Source organism: Aestuariivirga litoralis (assembly GCF_015714715.1).
GTDB lineage: Bacteria > Pseudomonadota > Alphaproteobacteria > Rhizobiales > Aestuariivirgaceae > Aestuariivirga > Aestuariivirga litoralis_A.
In genome coordinates this window covers 1435795-1452555 of record NZ_WAHS01000001.1, presented here as the reverse complement: position 1 = coordinate 1452555, position 16761 = coordinate 1435795, and the positions used below count along the sequence as shown (strand labels likewise).

The following is a 16761-nucleotide window of genomic DNA, read 5'->3' as shown; positions in this document are numbered from 1 at the left end:
TCGCATGAAAATGGCCGGCCGCATTGCTGCGGCAATTGAAATTCTGACCGAGATCACTACCCGCATCCGCCCGGCTTCGGAAAGCCTGCGCGATTGGGGCAAGGCGCATCGCTTTGCGGGCTCGGGCGACCGCCATGTGATCGGCACGCTGGTGTTCGACACCCTGCGCCATCGCAATTCTTCCGCCGCGCGCATGGGTGCAGATACGCCGCGCGCCCTTCTGCTTGGCACGCTGGCCAATGTGCTGAAATTGCCCGCCGATGAAATCGCCGCGCTCTGCAGCGAGCAATTCGGCCCCGGTGCGATGACGCCAACAGAGCTCAGCGCATTGCAAGCGCCTTTGCCTTCCGACCTTCCGCCGCATATCGCAGGCGATTTTCCGGAATGGCTCACGCCCGAACTCTCCAAACTCTTCGGCGAACACCTCGTACCGCAAATGCAGGCGCTCGCCGAACGTGCGCCGATTGACCTGCGCACCAACACACTCAAAGCCACGCCTGATGATGTGCTCGCAGCCCTCGCCAAATTCGGCGCAACAGCCACCGCCCACAGCCCGTTCGGCATCCGCGTACAGCCTCCCGGCATCGACGCGCGCAACATCAATGTCGAGGCAGAGCCCGTCCACGGCATGGGCCAGTTCGAAGTGCAGGACGAAGCCTCGCAACTCGCCGCCATCCTCACCGGTGTACAGCCGGGTGAGACGGTGCTCGATCTCTGCGCCGGGGCAGGGGGCAAGTCACTCGCTCTCGCCGCGCTGATGAAGAATGAAGGCAAGCTCGTCGCCTATGACCGCGACAAGCATCGCCTGCGTCCGATCTTCGAACGCATCATGCGCAGCGGTGCCACTTGCATTGAAGTCGTGGCCTATGACGAACCTGCCAAACTTGAACGCAAGGATGGCTATGATCTGGTTGTGGTGGACGCACCTTGTACCGGCTCCGGCACGTGGCGCAGGAAGCCCGATGCCAAATGGCGCCTGAGTGAAAAGCAGTTAAACATACGCTTGAAAGAGCAGATGGATGTGATTGAAAAGGCTGTTTCTTTTGTGAAGTCTGGCGGACGCCTCGCTTACTTCACCTGCTCACTTCTGCCATCGGAAAATGATGCGCAAGTGCAAGCCTTTCTAAAGCGCCACAAGCAGTTCGAAATTATTCCGTACACTGAGCAATGGCAAAAGGCGCTGGGCACCAAGCCGCCCGTGTCCACCAATGGCAGCAAAGAAACTTTGCAGCTCACGCCCCTTGATCATGGCACCGACGGTTTCTACATGGCAGTCATGCGGCGCAAGGTTTGAACCGCAAACGCAATCGCTGCTAGGCTCCCTTCATGATCCCGCTTTCCATTCTTGATCTCGCCCCCGTGTCCGAGGGCAGCACAATCGCCATCGCACTTCAAAACGCCAAGCACCTCGCGCAGCAAGCCGAGCGTTTCGGTTACAACCGCTATTGGGTCGCGGAACACCACAACATGGCAGGCATTGCAAGTGCCGCCACCTCTGTCGTCATCGGTTTCGTGGCGGAAAACACCAAGACCATCCGTGTCGGCGCCGGCGGTGTGATGCTACCCAACCATTCGCCCATGGTGATCGCCGAACAATTCGGCACACTGGCTTCGCTTTATCCGAACCGGATTGATCTTGGCCTTGGCCGCGCCCCCGGCACCGACCACCGCACCATGCTGGCCCTGCGCGTTGATCCGCGCGCCTCGGAACATTTCCCTCAGGACGTGCAGGAATTGCAAATCCTGCTCGGCCCGTTGCAGGAAGGCCAGACCATTCAGGCCGTGCCGGGCACCGATACCAATGTGCCGCTGTGGATTCTGGGTTCCAGCACCTTCGGCGCGCAGCTCGCAGCAGCCTTGGGGCTGCCCTATGCGTTCGCATCGCATTTCGCGCCGGATCAATTGATGCCGGCCATGGATATCTATCGCGAGACCTTCCAAGCCTCAGCGCAACAGCAGACGCCCTATGCCATGGCCGGGGTGAATGTGATCTGCGCCGAAACCGATGCCGAGGCCAAGCGGCTGTTCACTTCACTGCAAATGCGCTTCTCCGACATGTTGCGTGGCCAGCGTGGCCTGACGAAACCGCCGATCGATGACATTGAAACCTATTGGAGCGGGCCTGAAAAGGCCCAGGCCCAGCGCATGCTGGCCGCCACTTTTGTGGGCTCACCCCGAACGGTGAAGGAGCAACTGGAAGCCTTCGTCACCAAAACCGGGGTGAATGAATTGATGGTCGCGGCCATGATGTATGACCACGACGCACGCGTGAAATCCTACGAGTTGCTTGCGGAAGTGTGGAAATAACTCGCAGGGCTTACGGCGCCGTGAGTTCCCAAACCATGTTCACATCGGCTGAAATCACCAGCTGACCCTGAGCCACCGGCACCGGCGCTGCCTTGGCCATGTCCATCATCGCACCGGCGCGCATCGGCATAGGGCCGGGCGAGCCCATGTCGCTGATCGAAACCACCGGGCCTACCTTGCTGCCAGCCGCACCGGCCAGAAGCTCAGCCTTGCGCAGCGCATCCTTCACCGCCGCCTTGCGTGCTTCGTCCTGCAGATTGGCCGCATCTTCCATGGTGAAGGTCAGATTGTTCACCTGGTTGGAGCCGGAGCTCACCGCCTTGTCGAGCAACGCGCCCAATTCCGGCAGCTTGCGCACGATGACCGAGACGGTGTTGTTTACGTCATAGCCGATCACCTTGGGCTGGGTGCCGTTCTGCGGATTATCGTAACGCGGGCCAACCGAGAAATTGCTGGTTTGCACGTCCTTGTCGTCAATGCCTTCGGCCTTCAGCATGGCCAGAAGGGCGGCCATGTTCTTGGTATTGGCATCCAGCGCCGCGCGGGCCGTATCGCCCTGCGCAAACACGCCAAGGTCAATCACAGCCATATCTGGCGCGGCCCTCACTTCGCCATGGCCATTCAATGTGATCGTGCGGTTCAATGCGGGCGCATCAGCCATGGCGCTCACCACTGGTGTAGCGAGTAGAGCGAAGAGGGAAACGGCAAGAATTTTGAACATGGAATTCCTTTCTCATAAAACCAATAATAGGAATAAATTGTGGCATGAGTTTGACGGCGCTTTATCTAAATGGCGGTTCGTCAAAACTGCGCAATTTACGCGAATGCAAACTGCTCTTGGTGGTGCGCAGGTTTTCCAGCGCAGCCAGGCCGATCATCAGATGCTCGCCCACCGCGCGGTCATAAAACGCATTGGCCGCACCCGGTAGTTTGATTTCGCCATGCAGCGGCTTGTCGGAAACGCAAAGCAGCGTGCCATAGGGTACGCGGAAGCGATAGCCTTGTGCAGCCAATGTGCCGCTTTCCATGTCGATGGCGATGGCGCGCGAAAGATTGATGCGCTTGCGCTCCAGCGTCCAGCGCAATTCCCAGTTCCTGTCATCATGCGTCATCACCGTGCCGGTACGCAGCCGCGCCTTCAAAGCTTCGCCCTTTTCGCCGGTAACTTGCGCCGCCGCCTGCTGCATGGCCACTTGCACTTCGGCCAAAGCAGGGATTGGAATTTCCGGCGGCACCAGCCGGTCGAGAATATGGTCCTGCCGCAGATAGGCATGTGCCAGAACATAATCACCAATGCGTTGAGACAGGCGAAGCCCGCCGCAATGGCCGATCATCAGCCAGCAATTCGGCCGCAGCACCGCAAGGTGATCAGTGAGATTCTTCGCATTGGAAGGTCCCACGCCGATATTGGCCAGCGTAATGCCGCCCGCGCCGTCCGAACGCGAAAGGTGATAGGCCGGCATCTGGAATTTGTGCCACGGGCTGGCGTCAAGTACCTCTTGGGCTTCAGCGTCGCTCATCCCGCGCGTGACCACGCCGCCGCCCGGAATATGCAGCGCATCATAAGGCCCATCGGCTTTCAACTGCGCAATCGCCCAAGATTGGAATTGATCAACATAGCGGTGATAATTGGTGAGCAGGATCCATGGCTGAAACTTGTCAAAGCGCGTGCCGGAATAGTGCTGCAAGCGCTTCAGCGAATAATCCACCCGCACCGCATCAAACAAAGCCAGCGGATGATGCGGGCCGGTCTGGAACTCGAAATGCCCATCAGCGATTTCATCGCCCACCAGCGACAGTTCCGGAATCGGGAAATGCAGCGCCAATTCTGCAGCTGAAACACCGCCCGCACCCAGATCATCGCCAGACTGCAACACATAAGGGTAGGGGATCTCCTGCGTGGACGGCAGCACCTCAACGGTGGCACCATAATCGCGCACCAGATAACCCAGTTGCTCTTCGAGATAGTCGCGGAAAAATTCCGGCTGAGTGATGGTAGTGGAATAAACCCCCGGATGCTGGAACTTGGCATAGGCGCGCGAAATGCGCGGCTGCAGCTCCACCCGGTCATAAGTCACCCGCAATTCGGGATAGCAGAAGGCTTGGCGCTCGGCGGCGGTCGGAACAATTTTGTCGGTGAAATAGCGCTCAAGGGCGGCATGCAGCGCGGTAGTCGCGGCGTCATACTGCTTGATCAGTTCGGCCACGGCGGCCTGCGGGGAGAGATTCTTGGTCTTCATGGCAAGGTGCTAGCATGATTTTCTGAAATCGTGTAGCGGTCGCCAGCACAGGGAAGGGGGCCTATAGCTCAATGGTTAGAGCTGACGGCTCATAACCGTCTGGTTCCAGGTTCGAGTCCTGGTGGGCCCACCATCTCTGTCATTCAAACGTTGCGCAGCTTGCCTTCCAGCAGATCCATCAGGCTGCGCGCGGCATCGAGCACATTGGTGCCGGGGCCGAAAATCTCTGCCACGCCTTTTTCCTTCAGGAACTCATAATCCGGCCGCGGGATCACCCCGCCACAAATCACGATGATGTCACCACGGCCTTTGGCGCGTAGCGCATCAATCAATTCCGGCACCAAAGTCCTGTGCCCTGCAGCGAGCGAGGATACGCCGATCACATGCACATTTTCGGTGATGCCGAATGTGGCAGCCTCCTCCGGCGTTTGAAACAGCGCGCCGGCCAGAACCTCAAAACCAAGATCACCAAAGGCAGCAGCGATCACATGCGCCCCCCGGTCATGCCCATCCTGGCCCAGTTTGGAAATCAGGATTTTCGGCACCTTGCCCTTGCTGTTGGCGAGTGCGGCAAACCGCTCTTTCAAAATTTTATATTCGGGATCGTCCCGATATTTCGCCGCATGAACGCCGCTCACCACTTCGGGCGTGGCTTCATGGCTGCCGAAGGCCCCGCGCAGGCAATCGGAAATTTCACCCACCGTGGCGCGCGCCCGTGCCGCTTCAATGGCTGGGCCCAGAAGATTGGCGCTCGCATCACTTGCGGCCCGCGCCAATGCGGCAAGCGTTTCTTTCACGCGTTCAGGGTCGCGGCTGCGCTTGATCTGCACCAGGCGTTTCACCTGTGCCTCGCGCACCGCGGCATTATCGACCACCCGTGTTTCCAAACGGGCTTCTTCCTCAAGCCGGTATTTGTTCACGCCCACAATGACCGTATCGCCCTTGTCGATATCGGCCTGCTTGATCGTAGCCGCTACCTCGATCATCCGCTTGGGCGTGCCTGCAGCCACCGCCGCCGTCATGCCGCCTTGCGCCTCAATCTCTTCCATCAAAGCCCAGGCCTTGTCGGCCAATTGCTGCGTGAGGCTTTCGACATAGTAGGAACCCGCAAGAGGATCGGCCACATCGGTGATGCCCGTTTCATGCTGCAGGATCAGCTGCGTGTTGCGGGCAATACGCGCGGAGAATTCTGTGGGCAGCGCGATGGCTTCATCGAAGGAATTGGTGTGCAGGCTCTGCGTGCCGCCCAAAGCCGCCGCCAGCGCTTCATAGGCCGTGCGGATGATATTATTGTAGGGGTCCTGCTCCTGCAGCGACACGCCGGATGTCTGGCAATGGGTGCGCAGCATCAGGCTTTCTTTTTTCTTCGGCTTGAACTCCGCCATGATGCGGTGCCACAGCAGGCGCGCGGCGCGTAGCTTGGCGGCCTCGGCAAAGAAATTCATCCCGATGGCAAAGAAGAACGATAGCCGCCCGGCAAACTCATCCACATCCAGCCCGCGCGCCAAAGCCTGCCGCACATATTCGCGGCCATCGGCCAGCGTGAAGGCCAGCTCCTGCACCAGTGTGGCACCCGCCTCCTGCATGTGGTAGCCGGAGATCGAGATCGAATTGAATTTCGGCATTTCGGCTGCAGTGAAAGCAATGATATCCGCCACGATGCGCATCGATTGCGCGGGTGGATAAATATAAGTGTTGCGCACCATGAACTCTTTCAGAATGTCATTCTGAATGGTGCCTGAAAGCTCCTTGCGCGCCGTGCCCTGTTCCTCACCCGCCACAATGAACATCGCGAGGATGGGCAGCACCGCGCCATTCATCGTCATCGAAACCGACATGTCTTTCAGCGGAATGCCGCTGAACAGGATTTTCATGTCCTCCACACTGTCGATAGCGACACCGGCCTTGCCCACATCACCGGCCACGCGCGGGTGATCAGAATCATAGCCGCGATGCGTAGCCAGATCGAAAGCCACCGAAAGGCCCTTCTGCCCCGCCGCTAGGCCCTTGCGATAAAACGCGTTGGAATCTTCTGCCGTCGAAAACCCCGCATATTGCCGGATCGTCCAGGGCCGCCCGGCATACATGCTGGCATAGGGCCCGCGCACAAAGGGCGCTTCGCCAGGCTTTGATCCGAGATGCGAAACCGCCTTCAGATCATCAGCCGTATAAAGCGGCTTGATCTCCAGCCCGTCTTCATCACCACGCGCACCCATCACTCAAATTCCATGATGAGCTGATCGACCGCGAGACTGTCGCCCACTTGTGCGGCGATCTTTTTCACTTTTGCCCCGCGCTCCGCCCGCAGAACATTTTCCATCTTCATGGCTTCCACCACGGCCAGCATTTGCCCGGCTTCCACCTTGTCGCCCACTGCAACAGCGATCTGCCGGATCAATCCGGGCATTGGGCAGAGCAGCAGCTTCGACGTATCCCGTGGTTTTTTCACTGGCATCAGCGAGGCAAGCGCCGCCACGCGCGGGCTGCGCACTTGCGCGGTGACATCAATGCCGCGCATGCGCAGGCGGATGCCCTGCGGCGAGGTTGAAATCTTCACGCTGAATTCGTGCCCGTTCATGCGGAAGTGGCCATGAACTTGGCCGGGCACCCAGGCTGAAGAAACGAGCTTGGGCCGCTCTTCGCCAATGCTGACTTGCTTGCCCACGGTTTCGGGTATGACACGCGCCGCGAAATCCTGCGCGCCGATCCGCACATTCCAATCCACTGAAAGGGCGCGCGTGTGATTGGGCATGGTGCCGCTGATTTCAGAGGCGCGCAGCTCCGTCTTCACATGGATGAAGGCGGCGATGCGGGCAAGATTCAAGAGCTCATCGGGCGATGGCGTCACACCTTTGAAGCCGTCGGGAAACTCCTCCGCGATGAAAGCGGTGGTGAATGTGCCCTTGCGAAAACGATCATGCCCCATCACCGCCGAGAGGAACGGCAAATTATTACCGATGCCTTCCACTTCGAAATCATCCAGCGCCTGCTGCATGGCGTTGATCGCCAAGATGCGGTCCGGCGCCCAGGTGCAAAGCTTGGCAATCATCGGATCATAGAACATCGAAATCTCGCCACCTTCATAAACGCCGGTGTCGTTGCGAATGATGGTCTTGTCGCGCTGCTCACCTTCGCGCGGCGGGCGGTAGCGCGTCAGGCGGCCAATCGACGGAAGGAAGTTGCGGAACGGATCTTCGGCATAAAGGCGGCTTTCCATCGCCCAGCCATTGATGGTGATGTCGCTCTGCTGCATGGCGAGCTTCTCGCCAGCCGCCACGCGTATCATCTGCTCGACCAGATCAAGCCCGGTGATCAGTTCAGTGACAGGATGCTCCACCTGCAAACGTGTGTTCATTTCCAGGAAATAGAAATTGCGCTCGTTGTCGACAATGAATTCCACCGTGCCGGCAGAGAAGTAACCCACCGCCTTGGCCAGCGCCACCGCTTGCTCACCCATCGCCTTGCGCGTGGCCGCATCGAGAAAAGGCGAGGGCGCTTCTTCCACGACTTTCTGGTTACGCCGCTGGATCGAGCATTCGCGCTCATTGAGATAAAGTACGGTGCCATGCTTGTCGCCCAGCACCTGGATTTCGATATGGCGGGGCTCGGTGACAAATTTTTCGATGAACACGCGGTCATCGCCGAAAGATGATTTCGCTTCCGAGCGCGACAGCGCGAAACCTTCGCGCGCTTCCGCTTCGTTGAAAGCGATGCGCATGCCCTTGCCGCCGCCACCCGCCGTGGCCTTGATCATCACGGGGTAGCCGATTTGCTTGGCGATTTTCACCGCCTGGGCTTCATCGTCAATCAGCCCCATGAAACCCGGCACTGTGGAAACACCGGCTTCTGCGGCAAGCTTCTTGGAGGTGATCTTGTCACCCATCGCCGCTATGGCCGCAGGGGGAGGGCCGATAAAGGCGATGCCCGCGGCTTCACAAGCGGCAGAGAATTCCGATTTCTCGGAGAGAAAGCCATAGCCCGGATGAATGGCCTCAGCACCCGTGGCTTTCGCGGCAGCGATGATCTTGTCCATCACCAGATAGGACTGCGCCGACGGAGCAGGGCCTATGTGCACGGCCTCGTCCGCCATCTCCACATGCAGCGCGTCCTTATCGGCGTCAGAATAAACCGCAACGGTCGCAATGCCCATTCGGCGCGCCGTCTTGATCACGCGACAAGCAATCTCGCCACGATTGGCGATGAGAATTTTCTTGAACATGCTCACAGCGGAATCGTGTCGTGTTTTTTCCACGCCACTTCCACTTTCTTTTTGCGCAAGGCTGCAAATGCCCGCGCAATGCGTTTGCGCGAGGCATGCGGCATGATCACTTCATCGATGAAGCCACGCTCCGCCGCCACGAAGGGATTGGCAAATCGCGCCTCATACTCCTGGGTGCGTGCGGCGATCTTGTCCTTGTCGGCCAATTCGCTGCGATAGAGAATTTCGGTAGCTCCCTTGGCTCCCATCACGGCGATCTCGGCAGAAGGCCACGCGTAGTTCACATCGGCACCAATATGTTTCGAGGCCATCACGTCATAGGCGCCACCATAGGCCTTGCGGGTGATCAGCGTCACCATGGGTACCGTGGCCTGACTGTAGGCGAACAGCAACTTCGCGCCATGCTTGATCACGCCGCCCAGTTCCTGCGCCACGCCCGGCAGGAAGCCCGGCACATCCACCAGCGTCAGGATCGGAATGCTGAAGGCATCGCAGAAGCGTACGAAGCGTGCTGACTTGCGCGACGAGTCAATATCAAGCACGCCCGCCAGATGCAGAGGCTGGTTTGCGACAACACCAACCGTCTGGCCTTCGATGCGAATGAAACCAGTGATGATGTTGCGCGCGAAGGCCTGCTGGATTTCGAAGAAGTCGCCTTCGTCAGCCAGCGCCAGAACCAGTTCCTTCATGTCATAAGGCTTAGCAGCGGAATCAGGGATCAGCGTGTCGAGCCGCATCTCCATCCGGTCCGGCTCGTCATGGAACGGCCGTGTCGGCGCAGGCTCGCGGTTGGACAGCGGCAGGAAATCGAAAAGCCGGCGCACTTGCTCAAGCGTTTCGACATCATTCTCAAACGCGCCATCAGCCACGGACGATTTCGTCGTGTGCGTCGTCGCCCCGCCCAGTTCTTCAGCTGTGACGATTTCATTGGTCACCGTCTTCACCACGTCAGGCCCGGTGACGAACATGTAGGACGTATCCTTCACCATGAAGATGAAGTCGGTCATCGCAGGCGAGTAAACAGCACCCCCGGCACAGGGGCCCATGATTACCGAAATCTGCGGTACCACGCCGGAGGCTGAGGCATTGCGCCGGAACACTTCTGCATAACCGGCCAGTGAAGCCACACCTTCCTGAATGCGAGCACCACCGGAATCATTCAGCCCGATCATGGGGGCGCCCATCTTCACGGCCATATCCATGATCTTGCAGATTTTCTGCGCATGGGTTTCCGACAGCGATCCGCCCAGCACGGTGAAATCCTGTGAGAACACGCAAACCATGCGGCCATTGATGGTGCCCCAGCCGGTCACCACGCCATCGCCCGCCACCTTCTGCTTGTCCATGCCGAATTCGGTTGAGCGGTGGGTGACGAACATGTCGTATTCTTCGAACGAGCCTTCATCGAGCAGCACTTCGATGCGCTCGCGCGCCGTCAGCTTACCCTTGGCATGTTGCGCGGCAATGCGTGCTTCACCGCCGCCGTTTCGGGCTTCGGTGCGGCGCTTTTCCAGCTCGGCGATGACGTCTTTCATTCTTCCCCAGACTCTTGTTCCCGAGGGTAGCCCATGCAAACCACAACAGCAAATCCAGCAGGCTTGCCATGGTTAAGCGGGGTTTCTATAGGGGCTTCACCCAACACAGGATTTGCAATGCCCCTTCACCCCCATGCCCCCGCCCGCAGCCTGGCTGCCGACCTTCTGGCGCGGCGCGAGCGTGAAGGCCGCGACATCAGGATCGGCCTCGTTGGTTGTGGCGAAATGGGCACCGATATCTTTACGCAAGTGCACCAGATGGAAGGCCTGCATGTGGCGGCCGTCGCCGAGCGCCGCCCCGGCCAGGCGGCCAGCGCGCTGGAAATTGCTGGATATGATGCCAGCATGGAAATGCGCGTCACCGGTCAGCAGAAACTTGACGCCGCCATCGAAAGCGGCAAGACGGCGGTGACCGATGATCACAACCTGATTGTCAAAAGCCCATTGATCGATGTGATCATCGATGCCACCGGCAAACCCGCCATGGGCGCGGAAGTGGGCCTCACTGCCATCGAGCACGGCAAGCATCTGGTAATGATGAATGTCGAAGCCGATGTCACGGTGGGCGCCTTCCTCAAGCGCGAAGCCAAACGCGCCGGCGTGGTCTATTCTTTGGGCGCGGGCGATGAGCCCAGCTCCTGCATTGAACTGATCAATTTCGTCACCGGCCTCGGCTGCCCCATCATCGCCGCGGGCAAGGGCAAGAACAATCCGCTGAAATACGACGCCACACCGGATGAGTTCCGCGACGAAGCGCAGCGCCGCAACATGAATGTGCGCATGCTGGTGGAATTCGTCGATGGCTCGAAGACCATGGTGGAAATGGCGGCCATCTCCAATGCCACCGGCCTCGTTCCCGATGTGCCCGGCATGCACGGGCCCAACGCAAATCTCGATAACCTTGAAAAGGTCATGTGCCCGGTTGAAGATGGCGGCGTGCTGTCGAAAAAGGGCTGCGTTGATTTCAGCATTGGCGATGTGGCGCCGGGCGTGTTTGTGATCGCTGAAATGAGCCATCCACGCCTGCGTGAACGCATGAATGATTTGAAGCTGGGCGAGGGGCCTTATTTCAAATTCATCCGCCCCTATCATTTGACTTCGCTGGAAGTGCCGCTCACCTGTGCGCGCGTGATGCTGTACGGCGTACCGGATATGGAGCCGCGCGATGTGCCGGTCTCGGAAGTTTGTGCTGTGGCCAAGAAAGACTTGGCAGTAGGTGACAAGCTGGATGCCATCGGCCAATACACTTATCGCGCTTTCATCATGACCGCAGGTGATGCCCGGGCCGCCAGGGCTGTGCCTTGCGGCCTCGTTGAAGGCGGCAAGGTGACGGCTGCGATCAAGAAGGGCGAGCTGTTGACCCATGCCAATATCGCGGTCGATGGTACTTCAAAACTTGTCGCTCTGCGCCAACGCCAGGATGCCATGCTGGGCTATTAAAGCCCCATGACGCCCAAGACCAAAGGAACCGCCCTCGTTGTGTCCTCCGCCTTGCTGTGGAGCATCGGCGGCACCATTGCGCGCTTTTTGAGTGTGACTGACTCCTGGACCATCGTGTTCTGGCGCTCGCTGTTCGCGGCCTTGTTCCTTTTGATCTTTATGTTGGTCAATGATGGGCCGAAGGAAACCGCCGCCATGTTCCGACGCATGGGTTGGGCCGGTTGGGCCGTGGCTGTGTGCTTCGCTATTGCTTCGACCAGTTTTGTGGTGGCGATGGGTTATACGACCATCGCCAACATCCTGCTCATTCAAGCGGGCGTACCATTGATTGCCGCATTGCTGGCGTGGATTTTCTTCCGCGAAAAAGTGACAACGCCCACCATGCTGGCCATCGCCGCGGTGATCGCGGGTGTGGGCGTCATGGTGTCTGAATCTTTCAACGGCAAAGTCTCGCCCATCGGTGACGGATTGGCCGTTGTCATCGCCGTGGTATTCGCCATCGCCACCGTTATCTCGCGCCATCACAGCGAAGTGCGGATGATGCCCGCCGTGTGCCTGGCAACAACCATCGCCGCACTTTTCGCAAGCACCCAATTGGCCAGCTTCGCCGTGTCCAAAACCGATTTCGGGTTGCTAATCCTGTTCGGCGCGGTCAATCTCGGCGCAGGCCTCGCCGTTTTCACCATGGGTGTGCGTCTGATCCCTGCCGCCTTCGCCGCGTTGCTCGGCACGTTGGAACCCGCACTCGGCCCCATCTGGGTCTGGCTGGTGCATGGCGAAGTGCCCAGCTCACGCACCATCATCGGCGGTGCCGTGGTTTTCGTCGCACTCTTCATCCATCTGTTCCTGGAATGGCGCCGCCAGCCCGAGGATCATTCGGAGCAAGTATTTACGGTTTAACGCAAATCATTGCAAAAACTGGCAAACATCCGGACTCGCCCCGGCCTTAATTCCCGTATAGAAAAGGGGCAGGAGTTTCATTTTGCCCTCACCGTTACTAGACCAGATCCATAATCCGGAAGATTTGCGCAAACTGCCCGATGCAGATTTGCCGGAACTGGCCAAGGAACTGCGCGAGGACATGATCGCCTCCGTCTCCAAGACGGGTGGCCATCTGGGCGCGGGGCTCGGTGTCGTCGAACTCACCATCGCACTCCATCATGTGTTCAACACGCCGGATGACCGGCTGATCTGGGATGTGGGCCACCAGGCCTATCCTCACAAGATTCTCACCGGCCGCCGCGAACGTTTCGGCACGCTGCGTCAGGAAGGCGGCATTTCCGGTTTCACTCGCCGCGCTGAAAGCGAATATGATCCCTTCGGTGCCGCGCATTCTTCCACTTCGATTTCCGCCGGCCTCGGCATGGCAGTGGCGCGCGACTTGAAGGGCGAGAAGCGCAATGTGATCGCGGTGATCGGTGATGGCGCCATGTCTGCCGGCATGGCCTTTGAAGCGCTGAACAATGCAGGCGCCATGGATGCGCGCATGATCGTCATCCTCAACGACAATGACATGTCGATTGCGCCTCCGTCCGGCGCGATGAGCGCCTATCTCGCACGCCTCGCCACCGGCAAAACCTATCTGGGCGCGCGCGACATCGGCAAGAAAATTTCCGGTGCGCTGGGCAAGAGCATGGACCGCACGATACATCGCGTGGTCGGCCATGCGCGTGGCTTCGTCACTGGCGGCACCATGTTTGAAGAACTTGGCTTCACCCATATAGGCCCGATTGACGGGCATGACTTCGCGCATCTGGTGCCCGTTCTGCGCAATGTGCGGGACAATATCACAGGCCCGGTACTGATCCATGTGGTCACGCGCAAGGGCAAGGGCTATCCGCCCGCTGAAGCCGCCGCCGATAAATATCACGGCGTGAACAAGTTCAACGTGATCACCGGCGAACAATCCAAGCCCGCATCCAACGCGCCCGCTTACACCAAGGTGTTCGGTCAGGCTTTGGTGCAGGAGGCTGAGCTGGATGACAAGATCGTCGCCATCACCGCCGCCATGCCGTCTGGCACAGGGCTAGATCTGTTCAGCGAAAAATTCCCCGCGCGATTTTTCGATGTGGGCATTGCGGAGCAGCATGGCGTGACCTTCGCAGCAGGCCTTGCGGTAGAGGGCCTAAAACCTTTCGCGGCCATCTATTCCACCTTCCTGCAGCGCGCCTATGATCAGGTGGTGCATGACGTAGCGATCCAGAAACTCCCCGTGCGCTTCCCTATCGATCGCGCGGGTTTCGTCGGCGCCGATGGCCCCACCCATTGCGGCGCGTTCGATATTGGCTATCTTGCGTCGCTGCCCGGCTTTGTGGTGATGGCCGCGGCGGACGAGGCCGAGCTGAAACACATGGTGCGCACCTCGGCAGACTATGATGAAGGCCCGATCTCTTTCCGTTATCCACGCGGCGATGGCGTTGGCGTGGATATGCCTGAACGTGGCATGTTCCTCGAAATTGGCAAGGGCCGCATCGTCAAGGAAGGCACGCGCATTGCCATTCTTTCGTTTGGCACAAGGCTGCAGGATTCTCTCAAGGCGGCGCAGGAACTCGATGGCATGGGCCTGTCCACCACGGTCGCCGATGCCCGCTTTGCCAAGCCGCTCGATGTGGATTTGATCAAGCGCCTCGCCGAAAACCATGAAGCCCTCATCATGGTGGAGGAGGGCGCTGCCGGCGGCTTTGGCGCGCAGGTGATGCATGAAATGGCCAAGCTGGGCCTACTGGACCGTGGCCTCAAAATCCGCAGCCTCACGCTGCCCGATGAATTCACCGAACAGGCCAAACCCGAGGTGATGTATGCCAAAGCCGGCCTCGACCAAAAGGGCATCGTGGCGTCGGCGCTGCAGGCGCTGGGTGTTGCTGCATCAGCAACCGCGATGAAGCGGGCTTGAATAATCCTCCCCGGAGGGGGAGGATGAAGATCAAATATCCTTCACCAACCTCAGCGCATCGTAAATCGCAGCATGCGTGTTACGCGCAGCCACCGCGTCACCAATCCGGAACAGCTGGAACGCACCTTGCGGATTCGATCGCACGTCCTGCGGCTTGCCCTTCACCAAAGCCTGATGGTCCACTTCACCCAGGTTCGAACTCATCGGTTTCAACTCGAAATAGATTTCGTCCAGCGGCCTTGTGCCATTGTTGATGACGATCTGGTCATACAGCGCCTTCTTCGTCCAGCCGCCATAATCGCTGCCCACTTCGGCTTCGATCTGGTTGCCTACGCGGCGCGCGGCGAGCAACCGCCAGGTGACAGTGAAGGTCGCCTTCTTCTGCTGAAGCGAACGCATATAAGGCACCAGATTCATCGCCATGATTTCGGGTGCGAAGCTCCGGTCCGGCGTCATGATTTCAACCTGGCCGCCAGCAGCAGCGATCACATCGGCGGCTTGCAGGGCAGGAGGGTCGCCCGCATCATCAAACACCAGCACATTGCTGCCGGGCTTGGCATCGCCGGAGATGATATCCCAACTCGATACGGCGAGTTCATTGCCTTCGCGCATAATCTCGGTGTGTGGAAGGCCGCCGGTAGCGATCACCACTACATCAGGCTTCTCATCCATCACATCAGCAGCGCCGGCCAAGCGATTGAAATGAATCGTAACTCCAAGCCGCTCACACTGCTTCATGCGCCATTCGATGATGCCGATCATTTCCTTGCGGCGCGGCGTTTGCGCCGTGAGTCTGATCTGTCCGCCCGGCTTGTCGGCAGCTTCGAACACAATCACTTCATGCCCGCGCTCACCCGCCACGCGCGCAGCTTCCAGCCCAGCAGGACCAGCCCCCACGATCACCACGCGGCGCTTATTTGAAGCGCGCGGAATATCATGCGGCATCGTTTCTTCGCGGCCGGTGGCGGCGTTGTGAATGCAGAAGGCGAGGCCTCCTTGATAGATCCGGTCGAGGCAGTAATTCGCACCCACGCAGGGGCGAATGTCTTCTTCTTTCCCGGCCATCAGTTTCTTGACGATATGCGGCTCAGTCATATGCGGGCGCGTAAGCCCCACCATATCCACCTTGCCGGTGGCGATGGCATGGCGCGCCGTGGCCACATCCGCCAGCCTGCCGGCATGGAAGGTCGGGAACTGCGTAGCGGCGCGGATTTCACCGGCGAAATCCAGATGCGGCGCAGAGCGCATGCCCTGAATGGGGATCACATCAGTCAGCGCCGGATCGGTATCAATCCGTCCACGGATGATATTCAGATAATCCACCAGCCCTGAATCCTTCAGGCGCCGGGAAATCTCCAAGCCTTCGGCCTTGTCGATGCCGCCAGTCGTCACTTCATCCGCCGTGTAACGCAGTCCCAAAATGAAATTCGGGCCGACTTTCTCGCGAATGCGCTGCAACACGTCAAACGTGAAGCGCAGCCGGTTATCAAGCGAGCCGCCATAGGGCGCCTCAAGCGTGTTGGTCAGCGGCGACCAGAACTGGTCATTGAGATGCCCGTAGGATTCAATCTCCAGCCCGTCCAGCCCCGCCGCCTTCATACGGTCGGCAGCATCGACGAAATCCTGCTGGATGCGCTTGATGTCCCAATCTTCGATCTTTTTCGGAAATGCGCGATGCGCCGCCTCGCGCTCATGACTTGGCGAAACCACCGGCAGCCAGTCGCCCTTGTCCCAGCGGGTGCGCCGGCCCAGATGCGTCAACTGGATCATCACCGCGGTGCCATAGTCATGGCACTCATCAGTGAGGCGCTTGAGATAAGGCACCACCTCGTCCTTCCACGCCAGGATGTTGTTGAACACCGGCGGGCTGTCGAGCGAGACGGCGGCAGAACCTGCCGTCATGGTCAGCGCCAGGCCGCCCTTGGCGCGCTCGACGTGATAGAGGCGATACCGATCCTTCGGCAGACCGTCCTCGGGATAAGCCGGCTCATGTGACGTCGTCATCAGCCGGTTTTTCAGGGTGAGATGCTTGAGTTTGAACGGCCGCAGCAGGGGATCGGAAGACATGGGAGAATTTGTGGAGCGCCCGTCAGCAATTGGCAAGCCCGGCAAACGGCCTGCTTTCAT

At 59.2% G+C, this 16761-nt stretch carries 10 protein-coding genes, 1 tRNA gene and 1 pseudogene; 6 read left to right on the top strand and 6 right to left on the bottom strand.

The genetic code is table 11. The annotated features are described in order from the left end of the window. The first annotated feature begins 4 nt into the window (after window positions 1–4). Both F8B91_RS07480 and F8B91_RS07475 read left to right on the top strand, forming a co-directional pair. Complete coding sequence (locus F8B91_RS07480; protein WP_196503088.1) at window positions 5–1294, top strand: RsmB/NOP family class I SAM-dependent RNA methyltransferase; 1290 nt, start codon at window positions 5–7, stop codon at window positions 1292–1294. Window positions 1295–1326: 32 nt separating this feature from the next. After that, window positions 1327–2307 (top strand): LLM class flavin-dependent oxidoreductase, encoded by a 981-nt coding sequence (locus F8B91_RS07475; RefSeq protein ID WP_196503087.1) that lies wholly within the window; start codon window positions 1327–1329, stop codon window positions 2305–2307. Window positions 2308–2317: 10 nt separating this feature from the next. Here F8B91_RS07475 and F8B91_RS07470 read toward each other — a convergent pair whose 3' ends face one another. Next, complete coding sequence (locus F8B91_RS07470; RefSeq protein ID WP_196503086.1) at window positions 2318–3028, bottom strand: SIMPL domain-containing protein; 711 nt, start codon at window positions 3026–3028, stop codon at window positions 2318–2320. Between the two features lie 61 nt (window positions 3029–3089). Further along, window positions 3090–4547, bottom strand: coding sequence for an AMP nucleosidase (locus F8B91_RS07465; protein ID WP_196503085.1), 1458 nt, complete (start codon window positions 4545–4547; stop codon window positions 3090–3092). 57 nt (window positions 4548–4604) lie between these two features. Here F8B91_RS07465 and F8B91_RS07460 point away from each other — a divergent pair. Further along, window positions 4605–4680 (top strand) — tRNA-Ile (locus F8B91_RS07460). A gap of 10 nt (window positions 4681–4690) precedes the next feature. Here F8B91_RS07460 and scpA read toward each other — a convergent pair. The 3 genes and pseudogenes from scpA to F8B91_RS07445 all read right to left on the bottom strand — a co-directional run. After that, window positions 4691–6742: pseudogene (gene scpA / locus F8B91_RS07455) on the bottom strand (methylmalonyl-CoA mutase); the annotation flags it as partial. Between the two features lie 20 nt (window positions 6743–6762). Continuing rightward, the gene (locus F8B91_RS07450; protein ID WP_196503081.1) at window positions 6763–8766 is read right to left on the bottom strand and encodes an acetyl-CoA carboxylase biotin carboxylase subunit; all 2004 of its coding nucleotides are present in this window, start codon (window positions 8764–8766) and stop codon (window positions 6763–6765) included. 2 nt (window positions 8767–8768) lie between these two features. Beyond that, a complete protein-coding gene (locus tag F8B91_RS07445; protein WP_196503080.1) occupies window positions 8769–10301 on the bottom strand; it encodes an acyl-CoA carboxylase subunit beta in 1533 nt (510 codons plus the stop codon). A gap of 117 nt (window positions 10302–10418) precedes the next feature. Between F8B91_RS07445 and F8B91_RS07440 the strand changes: the two genes are divergently transcribed. The 3 genes from F8B91_RS07440 to dxs all read left to right on the top strand — a co-directional run bounded on the left by F8B91_RS07440 (window position 10419) and on the right by dxs (window position 14634). Then, window positions 10419–11741, top strand: a complete 1323-nt coding sequence (locus F8B91_RS07440) for an NAD(P)H-dependent oxidoreductase (protein WP_196503078.1) — start codon at window positions 10419–10421, stop codon at window positions 11739–11741. Window positions 11742–11747: 6 nt separating this feature from the next. Continuing rightward, a complete protein-coding gene (locus tag F8B91_RS07435) occupies window positions 11748–12641 on the top strand; it encodes a DMT family transporter (RefSeq protein ID WP_196503076.1) in 894 nt (297 codons plus the stop codon). A gap of 82 nt (window positions 12642–12723) precedes the next feature. After that, window positions 12724–14634: a 1-deoxy-D-xylulose-5-phosphate synthase gene (dxs, locus tag F8B91_RS07430; protein WP_210324337.1), complete on the top strand. Its 1911-nt coding sequence runs from the start codon at window positions 12724–12726 to the stop codon at window positions 14632–14634. A 30-nt stretch (window positions 14635–14664) separates the two neighbouring features. On the opposite strand, the gene F8B91_RS07425 is transcribed toward dxs, so the two are convergent. After that, window positions 14665–16701 carry an NADH:flavin oxidoreductase gene (locus F8B91_RS07425; protein ID WP_196503074.1) on the bottom strand — a complete coding sequence of 679 codons (2037 nt, stop codon included), beginning with the start codon at window positions 16699–16701 and terminating at the stop codon, window positions 14665–14667. Between the last annotated feature and the right edge of the window lie 60 nt (window positions 16702–16761).